This is a genomic window from Streptomyces sp. NPDC102258 (assembly GCF_055584685.1).
In genome coordinates, this window is the sequence record NZ_JBVJLO010000020.1 from 106,430 (window position 1) to 127,010 (window position 20,581).

Consider the following 20,581-nt stretch of genomic DNA (forward strand, 5'->3'; position numbering starts at 1 on the left):
CAGATGCTAGGCCGCAGCCCCACCACGCCTCCCCCTCGACCCGCAGGGGTGGACAGCCCCTAGCGCTTCCGATCGACCCTACGTTCGTCCCACACGGGTTCCTGAGTCTCTCGCACAACACCGTCCGAACCGAAGACCAGGTAACGGTCAAATGTGCGCGCGAACCAGCGGTCGTGGGTCACGCACAGGACCGTGCCGTCGTACGACTCCAGCCCGTCCTGCAGGGCCTCCGCCGACTCCAGGTCGAGGTTGTCCGTCGGCTCGTCCAGCAGCAGCGCCGTGGTGCCGGCCAGCTCCAGCAGCAGGATCTGGAAGCGGGCCTGCTGGCCGCCCGAGAGCTTCTCGAAGGCCTGGTCGCCCTGCCGCTCCAGCTCGTAGCGGCGCAGCGCGCCCATCGCCGCGCCCAGCGGCTTGGCCGCCTCCGTCCACAGGATGTCCACGAGGGTGCGGCCGAAGAGCTCCGGGTGCGCGTGCGTCTGCGCGAAGTGCCCGGGCAGCACCCGCGCGCCCAGCTTCCACGTACCCGTGTGCGCGACGTCCTCGCCCGCCAGCAGCCGCAGGAAGTGCGACTTGCCGGACCCGTTCGAGCCGAGCACCGCGACCCGCTCGCCGTAGAAGACCTCCAGCGAGAAGGGCTTCATCAGCCCGGTCAGCTCCAGGTTCTCCACGGTCAGCGCGCGCACCCCCGTACGCCCGCCCTTGAGCCGCATCCGGATGTCCTGCTCGCGCGGCGGCTCCGGCGGCGGGCCGGCCTCCTCGAACTTCTGGAACCGGGTCTGCATCGCCCGGTAGCGCGACGCCATGTCCGGGCTGCTCGCCGCCTGGTTGCGCAGCCGCAGCACCAGCGCCTTCAGCCGGGCGTGCTCCTCGTCCCAGCGCCGCTTGAGCTCCTCGAAGCGCGCGAAGCGCTCCTTGCGGGCCTCGTGGTAGGTGGCGAAACCCGCACCGTGCACCCACACGTCCGAGCCCGTCGGGCTCGCCTCCAGGCTGATGATCTTCTCGGCGGCCTGGGTGAGCAGCTCCCGGTCGTGGGAGACGAACAGCACCGTCTTGCGGGTGGCGGCGAGCTGCTCCTCCAGCCAGCGCTTGCCCGGGACGTCCAGGTAGTTGTCCGGCTCGTCGAGCAGCAGCACCTCGTCCGGCCCGCGCAGCAGCGCCTCCAGCACGAGCCGCTTCTGCTCACCGCCCGACAGCGTGCGCACCTCGCGGTACTGCGCGCTGTCGTACGGGATCGCCAGCGCGGCCGTGGTGCAGACGTCCCACAGCGTCTCCGCCTCGTACCCCTGGACGTCGGCCCAGTCGCTGAGCGCCTGCGCGTACGCCATCTGCGCGGCCTCGTCGTCCACCGTCAGGATCAGGTGCTCGGCCCGGTCCACGGCCTTCGCCGCCTCCCGGATCCGCGGCTGGGCCACCGACACCAGCAGGTCCCGTACGGTCGTCTCGTCCCGGACCGAGCCCACGAACTGCGACATCACGCCGAGCCCGCCGCTGATCGTTACCCCGCCGCCGTGCGGCTGGAGCTCGCCGGAGATCAGTTTGAGCAGGGTGGTCTTGCCGGCGCCGTTCGCCCCCACCAGGGCCACCACCGACCCCTCCCCCACGCGGAAGGAGACGTCGGGGAGCAGGACCCGCCCGTCGGGAAGGTAGTACTCCAGGTGGCTGGCTTCGAGATGTCCCATGCGGGGCATTCTCCCGGTCCCGCCGCGATCCACCCAACCGGATTACCCGGTGCTCAGCAGCAGCCCGCACCCGGAAGGGTGCGCAGGTTGCGGGCCTCCTTGCTGCGGGCGGCGAGCAGCTCGTCCGCCGGGTAGCCGACCTCCTCCAGGGTGAGCCCGTGCGGCTTCACCACGTGCACCGAGGAGTCCCGTACGGCGGCGGCCAGCACCTGCCCGGGCCACTCGACGGGCCGGTGCCCGTCGCCGACGTGCAGCAGGGCGCCGACGAGCGAGCGCACCATGTTGTGGCAGAAGGCGTCGGCCCGCACGGTCGCGGTGACGACGCCGTCCTCGCCGCGCTCCCAGCTGAGCTGCTGAAGCGTACGGATGGTCGTGGCGCCCTCGCGCTTCTTGCAGTACGCGGCGAAGTCGTGCTCGCCCAGCAGCGCGGCGGCGGCCTCGTTCATGGCGTCCACGTCGAGCGGCCACTGGTGCCACAGCACGTGCCCGCGGCGCAGCGGGTCCACGCCGGCCTGGTGGTCGCCGACGCGGTACGCGTAGCGGCGCCAGATGGCCGAGAAGCGCGCGTTGAAGCCCTCGGGGGCCTCGGCGGCCTTCCACACCCGTACGTCGTGCGGCAGCCGGCCGGCGAGGCGGCGCAGCAGCTTGTCGTGGTGCTCGGCCCACACCTCCTCGGCGAGGTCGAACTGCGCGACCTGCCCGCGCGCGTGCACCCCGGCGTCGGTCCGCCCGGCCACGGTCAGCTCGACCGGCTCCTTCAGCCGCATCACGGTCCGCAGGGCGCTCTCCAGCTCCCCCTGCACGGTCCGCAGCGTGCGCTGCTTCGCCCAGCCGGAGAAGTCCCTGCCGTCGTACGACAGGTCCAGCCGCACCCGGACGTGCCCGGGCTCCACCTCGTCACCCACGTGACAGATCCTCTCTCAGAGATGCAGAACGGGCCCGCCCCGGGAAGGGGGCGGGCCCGTTCAGAGCCGATCAAGCGAGCTCGATCCCGGAGCGGGATCAGGCCTCCTTGGTCTCCTCGGCGGCGGGCGCCTCGGCGGACTCGGTCTCGGTGGCCTCGGCCTTGGCCTCCGCCTCCTTGACCGCGCGCTTGGTGGCGGCCTCGGCCTCACCAGTGGCCTGCTGGGCGACCGTCAGGGCCTCGACCAGCTCGATGACCGCCATCGGGGCGTTGTCGCCACGACGGTTGCCGATCTTGGTGATGCGCGTGTAACCACCGGGGCGGTTCTCGTAGCGCGGGGCGATCTCGGTGAACAGCGTGTGCACGATGCTCTTGTCCGTGATCGTCTGCAGCACCAGGCGACGGTTGTGGATGTCGCCCTTCTTGGCCTTGGTGACCAGACGCTCGGCGTAGGGACGCAGGCGACGGGCCTTGGCCTCGGTGGTGGTGATGCGGCCGTGCTCGAAGAGCGCCTTCGCGAGGTTCGCGAGGAGGTGCTTCTCGTGCGCGGCGCTGCCGCCCAGGCGGGCACCCTTTGCGGGACGCGGCATGGTGTTACTCCTTCATATCTGCACCGGCCGTGTCAGGTACCGGTGTCAGTTCCCCCGAGGCGGACGCCACGGGAAAGTCCTGTCGTGCGAGCCGAGGCTCAGTACTGCTCGGTCTCGACGAAACCGGCGTCCGCGTCGTCGTCGGCGCCGAAGGCGTCGGCGGCGGCGGTCGGGTCGAATCCGGGCGGGCTGTCCTTGAGGGCCAGGCCCATGCCGGCGAGCTTCGCCTTGACCTCGTCGATCGACTTCGCACCGAAGTTGCGGATGTCGAGCAGGTCGGCCTCGGAACGCGCCACGAGCTCACCCACGGAGTGGATGCCCTCGCGCTTGAGGCAGTTGTACGAGCGGACCGTGAGCTCCAGCTCCTCGATCGGCAGCGCCAGGTCGGCGGCCAGGGCCGCGTCCGTCGGCGAGGGGCCCATGTCGATGCCCTCGGCGTCGATGTTGAGCTCGCGGGCCAGACCGAACAGCTCGACCAGGGTCTTGCCGGCGGACGCCATGGCGTCGCGCGGGCGCATGGCCTGCTTGGTCTCGACGTCGACGATCAGCTTGTCGAAGTCGGTGCGCTGCTCGACTCGGGTCGCCTCGACCTTGTAGGTGACCTTGAGGACCGGGCTGTAGATCGAGTCGATCGGGATGCGGCCGATCTCCTGGCCCAGCTGCTTGTTCTGGACGGCGGAGACGTAGCCGCGACCGCGCTCGACGGTCAGCTCCATCTCCAGCTTGCCCTTGCCGTTGAGCGTGGCGAGGACCAGGTCCGGGTTGTGCACCTCGACACCGGCCGGGGGCGCGATGTCGGCAGCGGTGACCAGGCCGGGACCCTGCTTGCGCAGGTACATCACGACCGGCTCGTCGTGCTCCGAGGAGACGACCAGCTGCTTGATGTTCAGGATGATGTCGGTGACGTCTTCCTTGACGCCCGGCACGGTGGTGAACTCGTGCAGGACGCCGTCCACGCGGATGCTGGTGACAGCGGCACCCGGGATGGAGGACAGGAGGGTACGACGCAGCGAGTTGCCGAGGGTGTAGCCGAAGCCCGGCTCCAGCGGCTCGATCACGAACCGCGAGCGGTACTCGTCGACGACCTCTTCGGTCAGCGAAGGACGCTGAGCGATAAGCATGTGTGTTCCTTCAGTCGTGGACGCCCACTATTTGACGCCCGACGGAAAAGCCAGGTACTGCAAGGGTACGGGCGGCACGTCCCCCCGAAGGGGTTCGTACCGCCCGGACACTCAAAGACGCACAGAGGCGTCCGCTGCGTCAGACGCGGCGGCGCTTCGGCGGGCGGCAACCGTACTGCGAATTCCCGGGGGATAACCCCCGGACCCCCAGCAGACCACCGGCCCACCGCCGACGCCACGCGTCAGACGCGGCGGCGCTTCGGCGGGCGGCAACCGTTGTGCGGGGTGGGGGTGACGTCCTGGATCGAACCGACCTCAAGGCCGGTGGCCTGGAGGGAGCGGATCGCAGTCTCACGGCCGGAGCCGGGACCCTTGACGAAGACGTCGACCTTGCGCATGCCGTGCTCCTGCGCGCGGCGGGCGGCCGACTCGGCGGCCATCTGCGCGGCGAAGGGGGTGGACTTGCGCGAGCCCTTGAAGCCGACGTGGCCGGCGGAGGCCCAGGAGATCACGTTGCCCGAGGGGTCCGTGATCGAGACGATGGTGTTGTTGAACGTGCTCTTGATGTGGGCGTGCCCGTGAGCGACGTTCTTCTTTTCCTTGCGGCGCACCTTCTTGGCAGCGCCCTGACGACCCTTGGGGGGCATCTAAATCTCCTACGGGAGGTGGTCGGTCCTACAGCGCAAGACCGCTGAACAGGACTACTTCTTGCCCGGCTTCTTCTTACCGGCGATCGCGCGACGCGGGCCCTTGCGGGTACGCGCGTTGGTGCTGGTGCGCTGACCGTGCACCGGCAGGCCACGACGGTGGCGGATGCCCTGGTAGCACTGGATCTCGATCTTGCGGCGGATGTCGCCCTGGATCTCGCGGCGGAGGTCACCCTCGGTACGGAGGTTGGCGTCCACGTACTCGCGGATCTTGACCAGGTCCTCTTCGGCCAGGTCGCGAACGCGGGTGTCCGGGTTCACGCCGGTGGCGGCGAGGATCTCCTTGGACCGGGTGCGCCCGATACCGAAGACGTAGGTGAGTGCGATCTCCACACGCTTTTCGCGCGGGATGTCAACACCGGAAACGCGTGCCATTCAATGGCTCCTGTGTGTTCGGGGGTCTTCCGCAGAACCGACCCCGACCGCCGACCACCCGAAAGTGGGTGATGGTACGCCCGGGTCCCCGGCCCCCGCCGGAGGTACCGCCGGCCCCGTACAGGGCTGGGCGGGTTCTGCGTATGTACGTTTTCTTACGTCGCGCGAAGAACTGCGGAAGGCAGGTCGGTCGGCGTGCGTCAGCCCTGGCGCTGCTTGTGGCGCAGGTTGTCGCAGATGACCATGACCCGACCGTGACGGCGGATCACCTTGCACTTGTCGCAGATCTTCTTGACGCTCGGCTTGACCTTCATGTTGGTGAGGTTCTCCGGGTCAGTGCCACCACCCGCGCCGGGACGAGACGTCCAGGCCGGCGTGAGGACAAGATCTACTTGTATCGGTAGACGATCCGGCCACGCGTCAGGTCGTACGGAGACAGCTCCACGACGACCCGGTCATCCGGGAGGATGCGGATGTAGTGCATGCGCATCTTGCCGCTGATGTGCGCGAGGACCTTGTGACCGTTCTGCAGTTCCACCTTGAACATCGCGTTCGGGAGGGACTCGATCACGGTGCCCTCGATTTCGATGGCACCTTGCTTCTTGGCCACGCTTCGCCCTTCGAATCGGCTACCTTGATCGGCCTCGTGCGCCATGCAGGCATGGAAGTGCACGAGAGCCGACGAGTCAGTCTACGTCAGGGCACCCAGAAAGACGAATCCGGAAAGTGTGCCCCAGAGTGTAGATCATTACGCCAGCGGGTCCGGAGCCGTGGTGACTCCGTACTCCGCCAGCTTCGCCTTGCCGCAGTCCGGGCTGGTCAGCACGATCGGACCGGCCTCCGTCAGGGCGATGGAGTGCTCCCAGTGCGAGGACCAGGTGCCGTCCGTGGTGATGACCGTCCAGTCGTCCGCCAGGACCTCCGTCTGGGCGGTGCCCAGGGACACCATGGGCTCGATCGCCAGGCAGACGCCCGGGACGAGCTTGATGCCCTTGCCGCGCTTCCGCGAGACGTAGTTCAGCAAGTGCGGGTCCATGTGCATCTCGGAGCCGATGCCGTGGCCGCCGTAGTCCTCGATGATCCCGAACTTGCCGAGGCTGTGCTCACCGGTGGACGGACGCGGCTGGCGCTTGATGTACGTCTCGATCGCCTTGGAGATGTCCACCAGGCGGTTGCCGAGCCGCATCGCGGCGATGCCCGCCCACATCGACTCCTCGGTCACCCGGGACAGCTCGACCAGCTCCGGAGCGTGACCCGTGCCCACGAAGGCCGTGTACGCCGCGTCCCCGTGCCAGCCGTCCACGATCGCGCCGGCGTCGATCGAGATGATGTCGCCGTCCTTCAGGACGGTCTTGTCGTCCGGGATGCCGTGGACGACGACCTCGTTCACCGAGGTGCAGATGGTCGCGGGGAAACCGCCGTAGCCGAGGAAGTTCGACTTCGCCCCGGCGTCCGCGATCACCTTGCGCGCCACCATGTCCAGATCCCGCGTCGTGGCGCCCGGTACGGCCGCCTCACGGGTCGCCGCGTGGATCGCGGCCACGACCAGCCCTGCCTCGCGCATCTTCGCGATCTGCTCGGGGGTCTTGATCTGCACCATGGGGGCGTGCCTTCCAGCTTCGGAACGGGTCTTCTCAACAGTACGGCCGCGATGTCCCGGGGACACCGCGGCCGGACCTGCACAGCAGGGGTACTACTTCTTCAGAGCGTCCATCGCGCGCTGCGTGACGTCCTTGACCTCACCCAGGGCCGGGATCGTCGACACGAGGCCCTGGGCCTTGTAGTAGTCGATGATCGGCTCGGTCTGCGTGTGGTAGACGTCCAGCCGGTTGCGGACCGCGTCCTCGGACTGGTCCTCGCGCACGTACAGCTCCCCGCCGCAGATGTCGCAGACACCCTCGACCTTGGACGGGCGGTAGGCCACGTGGAAGACGTGGGCGCTGTCGTTGCGGCAGGTGCGCCGACCGGCGAGACGCTTGACGATCTCGTCCTCCTCGACCTCCAGGTCGAGGACCGCGTCGAGCTTCATGCCCGACGACTTGAGCATCACGTCGAGCGCCTCGGCCTGCGAGACGTTGCGCGGGAACCCGTCGAGCAGGAAGCCGTTCACGGCGTCCGCCTGCTCCATGCGGTCCTTGGCCATACCGATGGTGACCTCGTCCGGCACCAGGTCGCCGGCGTCCATGAACGCCTTCGCCTGCTTGCCGAGCTCGGTGCCCTGGCTGATGTTCGCGCGGAACAGGTCGCCCGTGGAGATGTGCGGGATGCCGAGGGTCTCGGCAAGCACGACTGCCTGCGTTCCCTTGCCCGCACCGGGAGGTCCAACGAGGACGATTCGCATCAGCGGAGGAACCCTTCGTAATTGCGCTGCTGGAGCTGGCTCTCGATCTGCTTCACGGTTTCCAGACCCACACCCACGATGATGAGGATGCTCGTCCCGCCGAACGGGAAGTTCTGGTTCGCCCCGAAGCCCGCCAACGCCATTGTCGGCACAAGAGCGATCAAGCCCAGGTACAGCGAGCCGGGCCACGTGATGCGGTTGAGTACGTAGCTCAGGTACTCGGCAGTGGGCCGGCCGGCGCGGATGCCCGGGATGAAGCCACCATACTTCTTCATGTTGTCCGCAACTTCCTCGGGGTTGAACGAGATCGCCACGTAGAAGAACGCGAAGAAAACGATCAGGAGGAAGTAGGACGCGATGTAGTACGGGTGGTCGCCCTTGACGAAGTGCTTCTGGATCCAGGTCGCCCAGCCGGCCTGCGAGCCGCTGAACTGCACGATCAGGGCCGGGATGTACAGCAGCGACGAGGCGAAGATGACCGGGATGACACCGGCCTGGTTCACCTTGAGCGGGATGTACGTGGACGTACCCCCGTAAGCCCGGCGGCCGATCATGCGCTTGGCGTACTGGACGGGGATCCTGCGCTGCGCCTGCTCTACGAAGACCACCAGGGCCACCATCGCGAGGCCGACGAGGATCACGACGCCGAACTCGACCCAGCCTCCGGCGATCTTGCCCTGAAGCTTGATCGTCCACAGCGCGCCGACGAAGCCGGCGGCGATGGAGATGAACATGAGGATCGACATGCCGTTGCCGATGCCGCGGTCGGTGATGAGCTCACCGAGCCACATGACGACGCAGGTGCCGGCGGTCATGGTGATCACCATGACGACGGTGGTGAAGATCGAGTGGTTCGGGACGATCTCCCGAGCGACCGGGCAGCTACCGAACAGGGCGCCGGTACGCGCGGTGGCGACGAGACCGGTGCCCTGCAGGATCGCGAGCGCGACCGTCAAATAGCGCGTGTACTGAGTGATCTTCGCCGTGCCGGACTGACCCTCTTTTTTGAGGTTCTCCAGCTTCGGGATGACCACGGTCAGCAGCTGCAGGATGATGCTGGCCGTGATGTACGGCATGATGCCGAGCGCGAAGATCGTGATCTGCAGCAGCGCACCGCCGCTGAACATGTTGACGAGACCGAAGAGGCTGTTGCTGGTGCCCATCGAGTCGACACAGATCTGAACGTTCTTGTAGCTCACGCCGGGTACCGGGATGTGGGACCCGAGCCGATACAGCACGATGATGCCGAGCGTGAAGAGCAGCTTCTTGCGCAGGTCGGGCGTCTTGAACGCCCGGGCGAACGCGGTGAGCACGGTGCCTCCTGCGACCCCCGCGCTACTGCGTCAGAGGTGACGGTCTGAGGGATCGACGAATACGTACAAGCAAAGGTGCAGGCCACCTTACCGGCGTCTGCGCCCCCCGTGGAACGACCAACCGGGGATGCCCCATATGTGAGGCATCCCCGGTCGGGTTTCTAGCTATTTGTCACTGAGTTCTTCGTCTTAGACGAGCTCGGTGACGGTGCCGCCGGCAGCGGCGATCTTCTCCTTGGCGGAGCCGGAGACGGCGTCAACCGAAACCTGCAGCGCCACGGAGATCTCGCCCTGGCCCAGGACCTTGACGAGGCTGTTCTTGCGCACCGCGCCCTTGGCGACCAGGTCGGCCACCGTGACCTCTCCACCCTCGGGGTAGAGAGCGCCGAGCTTGTCCAGGTTCACGACCTGGAACTCGGTGCGGAAGGGGTTCTTGAAGCCCTTGAGCTTCGGCAGACGCATGTGGAGGGGCATCTGCCCGCCCTCGAAGCGCTGCGGGATCTGGTAACGGGCCTTCTGGCCCTTCGTACCACGACCGGCCGTCTTACCCTTCGACGCCTCACCACGACCGACACGGGTCTTCGCGGTCTTGGCACCGGGGGCGGGACGGAGGTTGTGGGCCTTCAGCGGGCTGTTCTCAGCCATGATTAGTCAACCTCCTCAACCGTCACGAGGTGGCGGACGGTCTGCACCATTCCGCGGAACTCGGGGCGGTCCTCCTTGACGACGACGTCGTTCAGGCGCTTGAGCCCGAGCGAACGCAGCGTGTCGCGGTGGTTCTGCTTGCTGCCGATGTACGACTTCGTCTGCGTGATCTTGAGGCGGGCCATCAGACACCCGCCCCGGCACGTGCACGAAGGAGAGCCGCGGGGGCGACGTCCTCGAGGGGCAGACCACGGCGAGCCGCGATCTCCTCGGGACGCTGCAGGCCCTGGAGGGCCGCCACGGTCGCGTGCACGATGTTGATCGCGTTCGAAGAGCCGAGCGACTTCGACAGGATGTCGTGGACGCCGGCGCACTCCAGCACGGCACGCACCGGACCACCGGCGATAACGCCGGTACCCGGGGAAGCCGGCTTGAGCATGACGACACCGGCCGCCTTCTCGCCCTGGATCGGGTGCGGGATGGTGCCCTGGATGCGCGGAACCTTGAAGAAGTTCTTCTTGGCTTCCTCGACACCCTTGGCGATGGCCGCGGGAACTTCCTTGGCCTTGCCGTAACCGACACCTACCGTGCCGTCACCGTCGCCCACCACGACCAGCGCGGTGAAGCTGAAGCGGCGACCACCCTTGACAACCTTGGCGACGCGGTTGATCGCGACAACGCGCTCAACGTAAGCGGTCTTCTCGGCGGCAGGGCCACCGTCGCGACCCTTCCGGTCCCGCCGCTCGCCGCCACCGGCACCGCTTCCGCGGCGCTGGGGTCCAGCCATTGGATTACCTCTCTCTGTTACGTCCGTGAGTCCCGGAACCGGGGCTTAGAACTTCAGCCCGGCTTCGCGGGCGGCGTCAGCCAGAGCGGCAATGCGCCCGGCGTATCGGTTGCCACCGCGGTCGAACACGACGGTCTCGACACCCGCGGCCTTGGCACGCTCGGCGACGAGCGCGCCGACAGCCTGGGCCTGGGCGCTCTTGTCGCCTTCGCCACCGCGGATCGAAGCGTCCAGGGTCGACGCGGACGCCAGGGTGTGACCCTGGAGGTCGTCGATGACCTGAGCAACGATGTTGCGGTTGGAACGCGTCACGACGAGGCGCGGACGCTCCGCCGTACCCGAGACGTTCTTGCGGATGCGGATGTGGCGGCGAGCCTTGGCAGCGCGCTTGTACGCGTCGCCCTTGGCGATCTTCACACCGTATGCCATGGCTACTTACCAGCCTTTCCGACCTTGCGGCGGATGACTTCGCCGGCGTACTTGACACCCTTGGCCTTGTACGGGTCGGGCTTCCGCAGCTTGCGGATGTTGGCGGCGACCTCGCCGACCTTCTGCTTGTCGATGCCCTCGACCGAGAACTTGGTGGGCGACTCGACCTTGAAGGAGATGCCCTCGGGCGCCTCGATCAGGATCGGGTGGCTGTAACCAAGCTGGAACTCCAGGTTGGAGCCCTTCGCGGCGACGCGGTAACCGACACCGCTGATCTCAAGAGCCTTCACGTAACCCGTGGTCACGCCGGTGATCATGTTCGCCACCAGCGTGCGGGACAGGCCGTGCAGGGCCTTGTTCTGACGCTCGTCGTTCGGGCGGGTGACGTTCAGAACGCCGTCCTCACCCTTGACGATCTCGATCGGCGCCTTGACGGTGTGCGAGAGGGAACCCTTGGGGCCCTTCACCGCGACCGTCTGGCCAACGATGGTGACGTCCACACCGGCGGGAACCTGGATGGGGAGCTTGCCGATTCGCGACATTGCTTTTCCTCCGTTCCCGACTACCAGACGTAGGCGAGGACTTCCCCACCTACGCCCTTCTTGCCTGCCTGCTGGCCGGTGAGGAGGCCGTGGGACGTGGAGATGATCGCCACGCCCAGGCCGCCGAGCACCTTGGGCAGGTTGGTGGACTTCGCGTACACGCGCAGACCGGGCTTCGAGATCCGCTTGATGCCCGCGATGGAGCGCTCACGGTTCGGCCCGAACTTCAGCTCGAGGACGAGGTTCTTGCCGACCTCGGCGTCCTCGACCTTCCAGCCGGTGATGAAACCCTCCTGCTTGAGGATCTCCGCGATGTGCGACTTGATCTTGCTGTGCGGCATCACCACGGTGTCGTGGTACGCCGAGTTAGCGTTACGCAGACGCGTGAGCATGTCTGCGATCGGGTCAGTCATGGTCATGAAGTGGCCTTCGGCCTCTCTCGCCGGGGTTTCCTGTATGCGCCATCCCTCTCCCCACTCAGAGGCGGGACGGGTGCGGTGCGGGGACCTACGGCGTAGTAAGTCGTTATGGGCGGCGGACGCCCAACCACACAAGCCTAAGGCATGCGCGGCCGGGCACCCGCCGACCAGATGCTTACCGAGAGTGCCTGGTACTCCTCAAGTCCTTGCGGACAGAGGGAGTTACCAGGAGCTCTTGGTCACGCCCGGCAGCTCGCCACGGTGAGCCATCTCACGAAGGCAGACGCGGCACAGGCCGAACTTGCGGTACACGGAGTGGGGGCGACCGCAGCGCTGGCAGCGGGTGTACGCACGCACACCGAACTTGGGCTTGCGGGCAGCCTTCGCGATGAGAGCCTTCTTCGCCATCTCGCTTACGCCTCCTTGAAGGGGAAGCCGAGGTGACGAAGGAGCGCGCGGCCCTCAGCGTCGTTGGTCGCCGTGGTGACCACGGTGATGTCCATACCCCGGGTACGGTCGATCTTGTCCTGGTCGATCTCGTGGAACATGACCTGCTCCGTGAGACCGAAGGTGTAGTTGCCACGGCCGTCGAACTGCTTCGGCGACAGACCGCGGAAGTCACGGATACGCGGCAGCGCGAGCGACAGCGTACGGTCCAGGAACTCCCACATGCGGTCACCACGGAGGGTGACGTGGCAGCCGATCGGCTGACCCTCGCGCAGCTTGAACTGCGCGATGGACTTGCGGGCCTTCGTGACGGCCGGCTTCTGACCGGTGATCGTCGTCAGGTCGCGGATGGCGCCGTCGATCAGCTTGGAGTCGCGGGCGGCGTCGCCCACACCCATGTTGACCACGATCTTCACGAGGCCGGGGATCTGCATGACGTTCTCGTAGGAGAACTCCTCACGCAGCTTGCCCGCGATGTCCTCGCGGTACTTCGTCTTGAGACGCGGAGTGGTAGCCATCAGATGTCCTCACCCGTCCGCTTGGCAACGCGGATCTTGTTGCCCTCGTCGTCGAAGCGGAAACCGACGCGGGTAACGACCTTCTGGCCGTCCTTCTCCACGACCAGCTGAACGTTGCTGACGTGGATCGGCGCCTCGGTGATCACGATGCCACCGGTCTGCGAGCCACCAGCGGTCTGGCCGGCCTTGGTGTGCTTCTTGACCCGGTTGACACCCTCGACGAGGACGCGGTCGTTGGCGGGGTAGGCCGCGATGACCTTGCCCTGCTTGCCCTTGTCCTTACCGGTGATGACCTGGACCAGGTCGCCCTTCTTGATCTTCATGCTTACAGCACCTCCGGCGCGAGCGAGATGATCTTCATGAACTTCTTCTCGCGCAGCTCACGGCCGACGGGGCCGAAGATACGGGTGCCGCGAGGGTCGCCGTCGTTCTTCAGAATGACGGCGGCGTTCTCGTCGAAGCGGATGTACGAGCCGTCCTGGCGGCGGCGTTCCTTCACGGTGCGAACGATGACCGCCTTGACGACGTCACCCTTCTTCACGTTGCCACCGGGGATCGCGTCCTTGACGGTGGCGACGATGACGTCACCGATGCCCGCGTAGCGGCGACCGGAGCCACCGAGAACACGGATGCAAAGGATCTCCTTGGCACCAGTGTTGTCGGCGACACGCAGTCGCGACTCCTGCTGGATCACGTCTATCTCCTGTTTGTCTGCCGGTTCCCGGCGGGGGCCTCACACTCCGAAGAGCGGTGGCCCCCACCGAGCCTGGCGGAACGAACCTGAGGGGCCCCTGAACCTTTTGTCCAGGGCCTCAGATACTTACTTGGCCTTCTCGAGGATCTCGACGATGCGCCAGCGCTTGCTCGCCGACAGCGGACGCGTCTCCATGATGAGGACGCGGTCGCCGACGCCGGCAGCGTTCTGCTCGTCGTGAGCCTTGAGCTTGTTCGTACGGCGGATGACCTTGCCGTACAGCGCGTGCTTGACGCGGTCCTCGACAGCGACGACGACGGTCTTGTCCATCTTGTCGCTGACGACGAGACCCTCACGGGTCTTGCGGAAGCCGCGCTCGTTCGTCTCAGTCACGTTCTTCTCGCTCATCAGGCGCTCTCCACCGTCTCGATACCGAGCTCACGCTCGTGCATCAGGGTGTAGATGCGAGCGATGTCCTTACGGACGGACTTGAGCCGGCCGTTGTTCTCCAGCTGACCCGTGGCCGCCTGGAAGCGGAGCTTGAACAGCTCCTCCTTGGCCTCGCGCAGCTTGCCAACGAGCTCCTCGTTGCCGAGCTCACGCAGCTCGGACGCCTTGGTTCCCGTCGCCATCACGACTCACCTGCCTCGCGCCGAACAATCCGGCACTTCATCGGAAGCTTGTGAGCAGCGCGGGTGAGCGCCTCACGAGCAATCTTCTCGTTCGGGTAGGACAGCTCGAACATGACCCGGCCCGGGTGCACGTTCGCGATCCACCACTCGGGAGAACCCTTACCGGAACCCATGCGGGTCTCGGCGGGCTTCTTCGTCAGCGGACGGTCCGGGTAGATGTTGATCCAGACCTTGCCGCCACGCTTGATGTGGCGGGTCATCGCGATACGAGCCGCCTCGATCTGGCGGTTCGTCACGTACGCCGGGGTCAGCGCCTGGATGCCGTACTCGCCGAACGAGACCTCAGTACCGCCCTTGGCCATACCGCGGCGCTTCGGGTGGTGCTGCTTGCGGTGCTTGACCCTACGAGGGATCAGCATGTCGGTCAGGCCTCCGTTCCGGTGCTCTCGGCCGGAGCGGCGGCGGGGGCGTCGGCCTTGGGGGCCTCGGCACCAGCAGCCTGCTGCGGCTTGCGGCCACCACGGCCGCCGCGCTCGCCACCACGGCCACCACGGCCGGCGGGACGGTCGCCAGCGCCACCCGCGCCACGAGCCGGGCGGTTGCCCGCACGGGCCGCGGCGTTCTCGGCGCGAACCTCGGCGATGTTCTTGACGTCGCCCTTGTAGATCCAGACCTTCACACCGATACGGCCGAAGGTGGTCTTGGCCTCGAAGAAGCCGTAGTCCACGTTCGCGCGCAGCGTGTGCAGCGGCACACGACCCTCGCGGTAGAACTCGGAGCGGGACATCTCGGCGCCGCCGAGGCGACCGCCGCACTGGATCTTGATGCCCTTGGCGCCGGCCTTCATGGTGCCCTGCATGCTCTTGCGCATGGCACGACGGAAGGAGACGCGGGAGGAGAGCTGCTCGGCAACGGCCTGGGCAACCAGCTGAGCGTCAAGCTCGGGGTTCTTGACCTCGAGGATGTTCAGCTGGACCTGCTTGCCCGTGAGCTTCTCGAGGTCACCGCGGATGCGGTCGGCCTCGGCGCCACGGCGGCCGATGACGATGCCCGGACGAGCGGTGTGGATGTCCACCCGCACGCGGTCACGGGTGCGCTCGATCTCAACCTTCGAGATGCCGGCGCGCTCCATGCCGGACGTCATCATCCGACGGATGGCGACGTCTTCCTTGACGTAGTCCTTGTACAGCTTGTCGGCGTACCAACGCGACTTGAAGTCGGTGGTGATGCCGAGCCGGAACCCGTGCGGGTTTACCTTCTGGCCCATTACCGGGAACCTTCCTTGCTGCTGACGACCACGGTGATGTGGCTGGTCCGCTTGCGGATCCGGTAGGCACGGCCCTGCGCACGCGGACGGAACCGCTTCAGGGTCGGGCCCTCGTCCACGTACGCCTCGCTGATGACCAGCGTGGAGGCGTCCGGGTGGTTGTAGTTGTGTGCGGCGTTGGCAATGGCGCTGTCCAGCACCTTGCCGACCGGCACGCTCGCGGCCTGCGGGGCGAAACGCAGGACCGCCTGAGCCTCCGTGGCATCCATGCCACGGATAAGGTCCACCACGCGGCGGGCCTTCATGGGCGTGACGCGGATGTACCGCGCCTGGGCCCTGGCTTCCATGGTTGTCCCTTCGGTGTAAGTCATAGTCGTAACCACCCCGCCTTTAGCGGCGCTTCGACTTCCGGTCGTCCTTGACGTGGCCGCGGAAGGTGCGAGTCGGCGAGAACTCGCCGAGCTTGTGGCCGACCATCGACTCGGTGACGAACACCGGGACGTGGGTCTTGCCGTTGTGCACCGCGATGGTGTGACCCAGCATGGCCGGGATGATCATCGAGCGACGGGACCAGGTCTTGATGACGTTCTTGGTACCAGCTTCGTTCTGAGCGTCCACCTTCTTAACGAGGTGTCCGTCGACGAAGGGTCCCTTCTTGAGACTGCGCGGCATCTAAACCCGCTCCTAGCGCTTCTTGTTCGTCTTGCGGCGGCGGACGATGTACTTGCTCGAAGCCTTCTTCGGCGAGCGAGTACGACCCTCCTTCTGACCCCACGGGGAGACCGGGTGGCGACCACCGCTGGTCTTGCCCTCACCACCACCGTGCGGGTGGTCAACCGGGTTCATCGCGACACCGCGGACGGAGGGGCGAACGCCCTTCCAGCGCATGCGGCCGGCCTTGCCCCAGTTGATGTTCGACTGCTCGGCGTTGCCGACCTCGCCGACCGTGGCGCGGCAGCGGGCGTCGACGAGACGGATCTCGCCGGACGGCATGCGGAGGTGGGCCATGACGCCCTCCTTCGCGAGCAGCTGCACGGAGGCACCGGCCGAGCGGGCGAACTTCGCGCCGCCACCGGGACGGAGCTCGATCGCGTGGATCGTGGTACCGACCGGGATGTTGCGGAGCGCCAGGTTGTTGCCGGGCTTGATGTCGGCCGTCGGGCCGTTCTCAATCCGGTCACCCTGCTGCAGACCGCGCGGCGCGATGATGTAGCGCTTCTCGCCGTCGGCGTAGTGCAGCAGCGCGATGCGCGCGGTGCGGTTGGGGTCGTACTCGATGTGCGCGACCTTGGCCGGCACGCCGTCCTTGTCGTGACGACGGAAGTCGATCACGCGGTAGGCGCGCTTGTGTCCACCACCCTGGTGGCGAACGGTGATCCGACCGGTGTTGTTACGGCCGCCCTTGCTGTGCAGGGGGCGAACCAGCGACTTCTCCGGCGTGGACCGCGTGATCTCGACAAAGTCGGCGACGCTGGAGCCACGACGGCCCGGGGTCGTCGGCTTGTACTTGCGGATACCCATTTCTCAGTCCTCGTCCGATTCCGGACGACTAGACCTCCGTTAGGAGGCCTGGCCGCCGAAGATGTCGATACGGTTGCCCTCGGCAAGGGTCACGATGGCGCGCTTGGTGTTGGCGCGCTTGCCGAAACCGGTCTTGGTGCGCTTGCGCTTACCCTGACGGTTGATCGTGTTGACCCCGGTGACCTTGACCGAGAAGACCGCCTCGACGGCCTGCTTGATCTGGGTCTTGTTGGCGCCGGGCGCGACGATGAACGTGTACTTGTTCTCGTCCAGCAGCGCGTAGCTCTTCTCCGAGACGACCGGCTTGATGAGCAGGTCGCGCGGGTCGGTGAAGGTCTTGCTGGTAACGGTCGCCTCAGACATCAGGCCTCGTTCCCTTCGGTCTCATCGGCCTTGGGGCCAGACACGAAGGACTCGAAAGCGGCCTGGGTGAAGACCACGTCGTCAGAGACGATCACGTCGTACGTGTTCAGCTGGCCCGGCTCCAGGATGTGAACCTGGGGCAGGTTGCGGGCGGACAGCCACGCGGCCTCGTCGGCGCGCTCGACGACCAGGAGCAGGTTCTTGCGCTCCGAGATCTTGCCGAACAGCGTCTTGGCGGCCTTCGTGGAGGCGGCACCCTCGACCACGCCGGTGACGACGTGGATGCGGGAGTGACGCGCACGGTCCGAGAGGGCACCGCGGAGGGCGGCGGCCTTCATCTTCTTCGGGGTCCGCTGCGAGTAGTCACGCGGCTGCGGGCCGTGGACGACGCCACCGCCGGCGAACTGCGGAGCGCGGGTGGAACCCTGACGCGCGCGGCCGGTGCCCTTCTGGCGGTACGGCTTGCGGCCACCACCACGGACTTCGCCACGGGTCTTGGTCTTGTGCGTGCCCTGACGGGCAGCAGCCAGCTGAGCGACAACGACCTGGTGGATCAGCGGAACGCTGGTCTTGGCGTCGAAGATCTCCGCGGGGAGCTCGACGGTACCGGCCTTGTCGCCTGCCGGCGAAAGGATGTCAATGGTGCTCATTACCTCAAGCCCCCTTGGCCGCGGTACGGACCAGGACGAGGCCGCCGTTCGGACCGGGGACCGCGCCCTTGATGAGCAGCAGACCCTTCTCCGCGTCAACCGCGTGGATGGTCAGGTTCTGGGTGGTGACGCGCTCGTTACCCATGCGACCGGCCATGCGCATGCCCTTGAAGACACGCCCAGGGGTGGCACAGCCACCGATCGAACCGGGGGAGCGGTGCTTGCGCTGCACACCGTGACCGGCGCCGAGGCCCCGGAAGTTGTGCCGCTTCATGACACCGGCGAAGCCCTTGCCCTTGCTGTTGCCCGTGACGTCAACCTTGACGCCGGACTCGAACACCTCAGCAGTGATCTCCTGGCCGAGCGTGTACTCGCTGGCGTCGGAGGTGCGGAGCTCCACCAGGTGGCGGCGGGGGGTCACGTCGGCCTTGGCGAAGTGGCCCTTGAGGGGCTTGTTCACCTTGCGCGGGTCGATCTCGCCGAAGGCGATCTGGACCGACTCGTAGCCGTCGATGTCGTTCGTACGGACCTGGGTAACGACGCAGGGCCCGGCCTTGACAACGGTCACCGGGACGACACGGTTGTTCTCGTCCCAGACCTGGGTCATGCCGAGCTTCTCGCCCAGGACGCCCTTGATCTGCTTTGCCATCTTCTCGACGCCTCTCAGAGCTTGATCTCGATGTCAACGCCGGCCGGAAGGTCCAGGCGCATCAGCGAGTCAACGGTCTTGGGCGTCGGGTCGAGGATGTCGATCAGGCGCTTGTGCGTGCGCATCTCGAAGTGCTCGCGCGAGTCCTTGTACTTGTGCGGCGACTTGATGACGCAGTACACGTTCTTCTCAGTGGGCAGCGGCACCGGGCCTGCGACCGACGCACCAGTGCGGGTCACCGTCTCGACGATCTTCTTCGCCGAGGAGTCGATGACCTCGTGGTCGTAGGCCTTGAGCCGGATGCGGATCTTCTGTCCCGCCATGGCTACTCCGTAGTCCTGTCTGTATGTGGAACGCTCTGGCGCTCGGTCGGCCGCGGGACGGATCCCGCCGCTTCTCTCCGACCCACGCGGTCGGGCGTGTCGCACACCCTCTACAGAAAATTCCCATACGGAAATTCCCTCGTCCAAGGGGATGCGGTCCCGGACCGCGCTTCGGGGGAGAAACACCCACCGAGTGCCTGGTGGGCACCGTGCTGACACTTCCCAGAAGATTCCCGTACGTCCGCCCTCATTGCTGCCCCTAAAGGCAGATTAAGAACGACGAGTACTGTGGGACTCGCTTCCGGTCCTCCCGGCGGGAGGCGCACAGCATCGGCACTCAACCGAGCAACTTGAGTAGTCTGCCATACGAGGCACGTACCTGGCCAATCGGGCGCAGAACAATACCCCGCCACGCGATCACGTCAAACCTCGGCGCGCGGCGGGGATGCCTGGTCAGGACCGCGTGAGGGTGATGCACCCGCCTCCGCCGAGATCTCCGCTGCGGTCGTACGGATCCGTGGCCGGACCGGAGGGACGCGTTCCGCCCGGGCGGTCCTGCGGGAAGTCCGGGTGCAGGAAGCCTCGGTCCGTCTCGCAGCGCACGTTCGACCACTGCGAGTCGAACCGGTCCAGCTGGAGCTTCCCGGGGGTGGCCTGCCAGCGCGCCGGGTCCAGCACCGAGAAGGTGATCTGCCGGCGCACGATCGTCCGCTGGACGCTCCGGTCCCCCTTCGTCATCGGGTGCACGAAGGTGTAGTCGGTCACCACCCGGAGCTCGCCCGGGTCCCCCGCCTCCGCGCGCATGCTGCCGCGCACCTTGACCACGCCGCCGACGGGCCGGACCTCGGCCGGGTCGAAACGCGTGAACAGGGTGACGGGGTTGCCGTCGGGCCCGGCACCGGGCTGCGCCAGGGCGCGCTCCAGGCGCTGCGGCGTCTCCGACTGCCGGGGGTCGAGGAGCGCCAGCGCCGCGGCCGGCCGCTCGCCGCGCAGGGTGGCGGGGTCCAGGTTCGCGGCGACCAGGAACGCCTTCGCCTTGGCCAGCGCGTCGGCGACCTGCTCCTGTGACATCCCGGCCATGGCGGTCGCCGGGGGCACCTCGATGGCGGCGGCGCCCTCGGCCCACCGGAGGGCCGGCGAGCCCCGGAAAGGCTCCTCCAGCGTCGGCTGGTCCGGCTCCACGGCCCCCGGGGCGGCGGTCGGACGTACGGACTCCGCGGGCAGCGGCGTGGCGTTCGCGGACCGCTCACGGGCTTCGGTCCTGCCCGTCAGCCGGTCGATCAGCAGTTCCGGGCGTACGACGACCAGCGCGAGCCCCGCGATGAGCGCGATCGCGGCAGCCGCCTTGAGCCGCCGCCCCTTTCTCCCCCGGCCCTCCCGCTCCTGCCAGGCCGGCCCGGTACGCCACCCCGGCGGCTCGCCCGGCACCGCCCGGCCGCGCCGCCCGAACCGTCCGCGCCCCCGCGCGGCCCTGGCCCGCTCCTCCTCCCGCCGCAGCCGCTCGCTCACCATCCGCGCCCGCGCCGACGGCTCCTTCGGCGCGTCCCCCGCCCCGCCCTCGGCCTCCCGGACGAACCGCGCCCACTCCTCGTCGGAAACGCCGGTTCTGCCCGCGTCGTCCTTGCTCGCCACAAGCCCCCCTTGAGATGTCCACACCATGCGCTT

Annotated in this window: 33 protein-coding genes; all 33 read right to left on the bottom strand. The window is 67.2% G+C overall.

The annotated features are described in order from the left end of the window. Positions 1–59: 59 nt before the first annotated feature. On the bottom strand, positions 60–1,679 hold the full coding sequence (locus tag ACZ6ZT_RS28225; protein WP_469722854.1) for an ABC-F family ATP-binding cassette domain-containing protein: 1,620 nt from the start codon (positions 1,677–1,679) through the stop codon (positions 60–62). 53 nt (positions 1,680–1,732) lie between these two features. Then, positions 1,733–2,584, bottom strand: coding sequence for a tRNA pseudouridine(38-40) synthase TruA (gene truA / locus ACZ6ZT_RS28230; protein ID WP_469722855.1), 852 nt, complete (start codon positions 2,582–2,584; stop codon positions 1,733–1,735). 97 nt (positions 2,585–2,681) lie between these two features. Next, entirely contained in the window at positions 2,682–3,173 is a 492-nt protein-coding gene (rplQ, locus tag ACZ6ZT_RS28235) for a 50S ribosomal protein L17 (protein ID WP_469722856.1), read from the bottom strand. A 98-nt stretch (positions 3,174–3,271) separates the two neighbouring features. Then, positions 3,272–4,294, bottom strand: coding sequence for a DNA-directed RNA polymerase subunit alpha (locus tag ACZ6ZT_RS28240; protein WP_008739666.1), 1,023 nt, complete (start codon positions 4,292–4,294; stop codon positions 3,272–3,274). Between the two features lie 242 nt (positions 4,295–4,536). Then, entirely contained in the window at positions 4,537–4,941 is a 405-nt protein-coding gene (gene rpsK / locus ACZ6ZT_RS28245) for a 30S ribosomal protein S11 (RefSeq protein WP_003956432.1), read from the bottom strand. Between the two features lie 54 nt (positions 4,942–4,995). After that, a complete protein-coding gene (rpsM, locus tag ACZ6ZT_RS28250) occupies positions 4,996–5,376 on the bottom strand; it encodes a 30S ribosomal protein S13 (protein ID WP_469722858.1) in 381 nt (126 codons plus the stop codon). A 200-nt stretch (positions 5,377–5,576) separates the two neighbouring features. Next, complete coding sequence (gene rpmJ, locus ACZ6ZT_RS28255; RefSeq protein WP_003956441.1) at positions 5,577–5,690, bottom strand: 50S ribosomal protein L36; 114 nt, start codon at positions 5,688–5,690, stop codon at positions 5,577–5,579. Between the two features lie 74 nt (positions 5,691–5,764). After that, a complete protein-coding gene (gene infA, locus ACZ6ZT_RS28260) occupies positions 5,765–5,986 on the bottom strand; it encodes a translation initiation factor IF-1 (protein WP_003956442.1) in 222 nt (73 codons plus the stop codon). 138 nt (positions 5,987–6,124) lie between these two features. Next, positions 6,125–6,976: a type I methionyl aminopeptidase gene (gene map / locus ACZ6ZT_RS28265; RefSeq protein WP_469722860.1), complete on the bottom strand. Its 852-nt coding sequence runs from the start codon at positions 6,974–6,976 to the stop codon at positions 6,125–6,127. Between the two features lie 93 nt (positions 6,977–7,069). Further along, positions 7,070–7,717, bottom strand: coding sequence for an adenylate kinase (locus tag ACZ6ZT_RS28270; RefSeq protein ID WP_469722862.1), 648 nt, complete (start codon positions 7,715–7,717; stop codon positions 7,070–7,072). Beyond that, positions 7,717–9,030, bottom strand: coding sequence for a preprotein translocase subunit SecY (secY, locus tag ACZ6ZT_RS28275; protein WP_469722863.1), 1,314 nt, complete (start codon positions 9,028–9,030; stop codon positions 7,717–7,719). The genes ACZ6ZT_RS28270 and secY overlap by 1 nt, the downstream gene beginning before the upstream one ends. A 189-nt stretch (positions 9,031–9,219) precedes the next feature. After that, complete coding sequence (gene rplO, locus ACZ6ZT_RS28280; protein WP_053682613.1) at positions 9,220–9,675, bottom strand: 50S ribosomal protein L15; 456 nt, start codon at positions 9,673–9,675, stop codon at positions 9,220–9,222. A gap of 2 nt (positions 9,676–9,677) precedes the next feature. Next, positions 9,678–9,860: a 50S ribosomal protein L30 gene (rpmD, locus tag ACZ6ZT_RS28285; protein WP_053682614.1), complete on the bottom strand. Its 183-nt coding sequence runs from the start codon at positions 9,858–9,860 to the stop codon at positions 9,678–9,680. Beyond that, positions 9,860–10,462, bottom strand: a complete 603-nt coding sequence (gene rpsE / locus ACZ6ZT_RS28290; RefSeq protein WP_136213231.1) for a 30S ribosomal protein S5 — start codon at positions 10,460–10,462, stop codon at positions 9,860–9,862. Before rpsE ends, rpmD begins: the two co-directional genes overlap by 1 nt. Positions 10,463–10,507: 45 nt before the next feature. Beyond that, entirely contained in the window at positions 10,508–10,891 is a 384-nt protein-coding gene (gene rplR, locus ACZ6ZT_RS28295; protein ID WP_030026334.1) for a 50S ribosomal protein L18, read from the bottom strand. A 2-nt stretch (positions 10,892–10,893) separates the two neighbouring features. After that, entirely contained in the window at positions 10,894–11,433 is a 540-nt protein-coding gene (gene rplF / locus ACZ6ZT_RS28300; RefSeq protein WP_469722865.1) for a 50S ribosomal protein L6, read from the bottom strand. Between the two features lie 20 nt (positions 11,434–11,453). Further along, positions 11,454–11,852 carry a 30S ribosomal protein S8 gene (rpsH, locus tag ACZ6ZT_RS28305; protein WP_007265911.1) on the bottom strand — a complete coding sequence of 133 codons (399 nt, stop codon included), beginning with the start codon at positions 11,850–11,852 and terminating at the stop codon, positions 11,454–11,456. Between the two features lie 222 nt (positions 11,853–12,074). Beyond that, positions 12,075–12,260 (bottom strand): type Z 30S ribosomal protein S14, encoded by a 186-nt coding sequence (locus tag ACZ6ZT_RS28310; protein ID WP_003956452.1) that lies wholly within the window; start codon positions 12,258–12,260, stop codon positions 12,075–12,077. A 5-nt stretch (positions 12,261–12,265) separates the two neighbouring features. Then, positions 12,266–12,817, bottom strand: a complete 552-nt coding sequence (rplE, locus tag ACZ6ZT_RS28315) for a 50S ribosomal protein L5 (protein WP_030154702.1) — start codon at positions 12,815–12,817, stop codon at positions 12,266–12,268. Next, the gene (gene rplX, locus ACZ6ZT_RS28320; RefSeq protein ID WP_469722866.1) at positions 12,817–13,140 is read right to left on the bottom strand and encodes a 50S ribosomal protein L24; all 324 of its coding nucleotides are present in this window, start codon (positions 13,138–13,140) and stop codon (positions 12,817–12,819) included. Before rplX ends, rplE begins: the two co-directional genes overlap by 1 nt. 2 nt (positions 13,141–13,142) lie before the next feature. Next, on the bottom strand, positions 13,143–13,511 hold the full coding sequence (gene rplN / locus ACZ6ZT_RS28325; RefSeq protein WP_003956455.1) for a 50S ribosomal protein L14: 369 nt from the start codon (positions 13,509–13,511) through the stop codon (positions 13,143–13,145). Positions 13,512–13,637: 126 nt separating this feature from the next. After that, the gene (gene rpsQ, locus ACZ6ZT_RS28330) at positions 13,638–13,919 is read right to left on the bottom strand and encodes a 30S ribosomal protein S17 (protein ID WP_030026328.1); all 282 of its coding nucleotides are present in this window, start codon (positions 13,917–13,919) and stop codon (positions 13,638–13,640) included. After that, positions 13,919–14,143, bottom strand: coding sequence for a 50S ribosomal protein L29 (gene rpmC / locus ACZ6ZT_RS28335; protein WP_008739703.1), 225 nt, complete (start codon positions 14,141–14,143; stop codon positions 13,919–13,921). Before rpmC ends, rpsQ begins: the two co-directional genes overlap by 1 nt. Beyond that, on the bottom strand, positions 14,143–14,562 hold the full coding sequence (gene rplP / locus ACZ6ZT_RS28340; RefSeq protein WP_030026326.1) for a 50S ribosomal protein L16: 420 nt from the start codon (positions 14,560–14,562) through the stop codon (positions 14,143–14,145). Before rplP ends, rpmC begins: the two co-directional genes overlap by 1 nt. Positions 14,563–14,567: 5 nt before the next feature. Next, entirely contained in the window at positions 14,568–15,410 is an 843-nt protein-coding gene (gene rpsC, locus ACZ6ZT_RS28345; protein ID WP_356811231.1) for a 30S ribosomal protein S3, read from the bottom strand. Then, positions 15,410–15,757: a 50S ribosomal protein L22 gene (gene rplV / locus ACZ6ZT_RS28350; RefSeq protein WP_007265904.1), complete on the bottom strand. Its 348-nt coding sequence runs from the start codon at positions 15,755–15,757 to the stop codon at positions 15,410–15,412. Before rplV ends, rpsC begins: the two co-directional genes overlap by 1 nt. 43 nt (positions 15,758–15,800) lie before the next feature. Beyond that, entirely contained in the window at positions 15,801–16,082 is a 282-nt protein-coding gene (rpsS, locus tag ACZ6ZT_RS28355) for a 30S ribosomal protein S19 (RefSeq protein WP_030154697.1), read from the bottom strand. 12 nt (positions 16,083–16,094) lie between these two features. Beyond that, on the bottom strand, positions 16,095–16,931 hold the full coding sequence (gene rplB / locus ACZ6ZT_RS28360; RefSeq protein WP_030388860.1) for a 50S ribosomal protein L2: 837 nt from the start codon (positions 16,929–16,931) through the stop codon (positions 16,095–16,097). 39 nt (positions 16,932–16,970) lie between these two features. Beyond that, positions 16,971–17,294 carry a 50S ribosomal protein L23 gene (gene rplW, locus ACZ6ZT_RS28365; RefSeq protein ID WP_007265901.1) on the bottom strand — a complete coding sequence of 108 codons (324 nt, stop codon included), beginning with the start codon at positions 17,292–17,294 and terminating at the stop codon, positions 16,971–16,973. Further along, the gene (gene rplD, locus ACZ6ZT_RS28370; protein WP_469722867.1) at positions 17,294–17,944 is read right to left on the bottom strand and encodes a 50S ribosomal protein L4; all 651 of its coding nucleotides are present in this window, start codon (positions 17,942–17,944) and stop codon (positions 17,294–17,296) included. Before rplD ends, rplW begins: the two co-directional genes overlap by 1 nt. Before the next feature lie 4 nt (positions 17,945–17,948). Then, a complete protein-coding gene (gene rplC / locus ACZ6ZT_RS28375; protein WP_007265899.1) occupies positions 17,949–18,593 on the bottom strand; it encodes a 50S ribosomal protein L3 in 645 nt (214 codons plus the stop codon). Positions 18,594–18,607: 14 nt separating this feature from the next. After that, positions 18,608–18,916, bottom strand: coding sequence for a 30S ribosomal protein S10 (gene rpsJ / locus ACZ6ZT_RS28380; protein ID WP_003948644.1), 309 nt, complete (start codon positions 18,914–18,916; stop codon positions 18,608–18,610). Between the two features lie 453 nt (positions 18,917–19,369). Then, on the bottom strand, positions 19,370–20,548 hold the full coding sequence (locus ACZ6ZT_RS28385; protein ID WP_469722868.1) for a hypothetical protein: 1,179 nt from the start codon (positions 20,546–20,548) through the stop codon (positions 19,370–19,372). Between the last annotated feature and the right edge of the window lie 33 nt (positions 20,549–20,581).

Excerpts from the sequence above, each read along its gene's own strand:
- ACZ6ZT_RS28225 (WP_469722854.1), bottom strand. The coding sequence starts at position 1,679 with ATGGGACATCTCGAAGCCAGCCACCTGGAGTACTACCTTCCCGACGGG.
- rplQ (WP_469722856.1), bottom strand. The coding sequence starts at position 3,173 with ATGCCGCGTCCCGCAAAGGGTGCCCGCCTGGGCGGCAGCGCCGCGCAC.
- ACZ6ZT_RS28240 (WP_008739666.1), bottom strand. The coding sequence starts at position 4,294 with ATGCTTATCGCTCAGCGTCCTTCGCTGACCGAAGAGGTCGTCGACGAG.
- rpsK (WP_003956432.1), bottom strand. The coding sequence starts at position 4,941 with ATGCCCCCCAAGGGTCGTCAGGGCGCTGCCAAGAAGGTGCGCCGCAAG.
- rpsM (WP_469722858.1), bottom strand. The coding sequence starts at position 5,376 with ATGGCACGCGTTTCCGGTGTTGACATCCCGCGCGAAAAGCGTGTGGAG.
- rpmJ (WP_003956441.1), bottom strand. The coding sequence starts at position 5,690 with ATGAAGGTCAAGCCGAGCGTCAAGAAGATCTGCGACAAGTGCAAGGTG.
- map (WP_469722860.1), bottom strand. The coding sequence starts at position 6,976 with ATGGTGCAGATCAAGACCCCCGAGCAGATCGCGAAGATGCGCGAGGCA.
- ACZ6ZT_RS28270 (WP_469722862.1), bottom strand. The coding sequence starts at position 7,717 with ATGCGAATCGTCCTCGTTGGACCTCCCGGTGCGGGCAAGGGAACGCAG.
- rplO (WP_053682613.1), bottom strand. The coding sequence starts at position 9,675 with ATGGCTGAGAACAGCCCGCTGAAGGCCCACAACCTCCGTCCCGCCCCC.
- rpmD (WP_053682614.1), bottom strand. The coding sequence starts at position 9,860 with ATGGCCCGCCTCAAGATCACGCAGACGAAGTCGTACATCGGCAGCAAG.
- rpsE (WP_136213231.1), bottom strand. The coding sequence starts at position 10,462 with ATGGCTGGACCCCAGCGCCGCGGAAGCGGTGCCGGTGGCGGCGAGCGG.
- rplR (WP_030026334.1), bottom strand. The coding sequence starts at position 10,891 with ATGGCATACGGTGTGAAGATCGCCAAGGGCGACGCGTACAAGCGCGCT.
- rplF (WP_469722865.1), bottom strand. The coding sequence starts at position 11,433 with ATGTCGCGAATCGGCAAGCTCCCCATCCAGGTTCCCGCCGGTGTGGAC.
- rpsH (WP_007265911.1), bottom strand. The coding sequence starts at position 11,852 with ATGACCATGACTGACCCGATCGCAGACATGCTCACGCGTCTGCGTAAC.
- ACZ6ZT_RS28310 (WP_003956452.1), bottom strand. The coding sequence starts at position 12,260 with ATGGCGAAGAAGGCTCTCATCGCGAAGGCTGCCCGCAAGCCCAAGTTC.
- rplE (WP_030154702.1), bottom strand. The coding sequence starts at position 12,817 with ATGGCTACCACTCCGCGTCTCAAGACGAAGTACCGCGAGGACATCGCG.
- rplX (WP_469722866.1), bottom strand. The coding sequence starts at position 13,140 with ATGAAGATCAAGAAGGGCGACCTGGTCCAGGTCATCACCGGTAAGGAC.
- rpsQ (WP_030026328.1), bottom strand. The coding sequence starts at position 13,919 with ATGAGCGAGAAGAACGTGACTGAGACGAACGAGCGCGGCTTCCGCAAG.
- rpmC (WP_008739703.1), bottom strand. The coding sequence starts at position 14,143 with ATGGCGACGGGAACCAAGGCGTCCGAGCTGCGTGAGCTCGGCAACGAG.
- rplP (WP_030026326.1), bottom strand. The coding sequence starts at position 14,562 with ATGCTGATCCCTCGTAGGGTCAAGCACCGCAAGCAGCACCACCCGAAG.
- rpsC (WP_356811231.1), bottom strand. The coding sequence starts at position 15,410 with ATGGGCCAGAAGGTAAACCCGCACGGGTTCCGGCTCGGCATCACCACC.
- rplV (WP_007265904.1), bottom strand. The coding sequence starts at position 15,757 with ATGGAAGCCAGGGCCCAGGCGCGGTACATCCGCGTCACGCCCATGAAG.
- rpsS (WP_030154697.1), bottom strand. The coding sequence starts at position 16,082 with ATGCCGCGCAGTCTCAAGAAGGGACCCTTCGTCGACGGACACCTCGTT.
- rplB (WP_030388860.1), bottom strand. The coding sequence starts at position 16,931 with ATGGGTATCCGCAAGTACAAGCCGACGACCCCGGGCCGTCGTGGCTCC.
- rplW (WP_007265901.1), bottom strand. The coding sequence starts at position 17,294 with ATGTCTGAGGCGACCGTTACCAGCAAGACCTTCACCGACCCGCGCGAC.
- rplD (WP_469722867.1), bottom strand. The coding sequence starts at position 17,944 with ATGAGCACCATTGACATCCTTTCGCCGGCAGGCGACAAGGCCGGTACC.
- rplC (WP_007265899.1), bottom strand. The coding sequence starts at position 18,593 with ATGGCAAAGCAGATCAAGGGCGTCCTGGGCGAGAAGCTCGGCATGACC.
- rpsJ (WP_003948644.1), bottom strand. The coding sequence starts at position 18,916 with ATGGCGGGACAGAAGATCCGCATCCGGCTCAAGGCCTACGACCACGAG.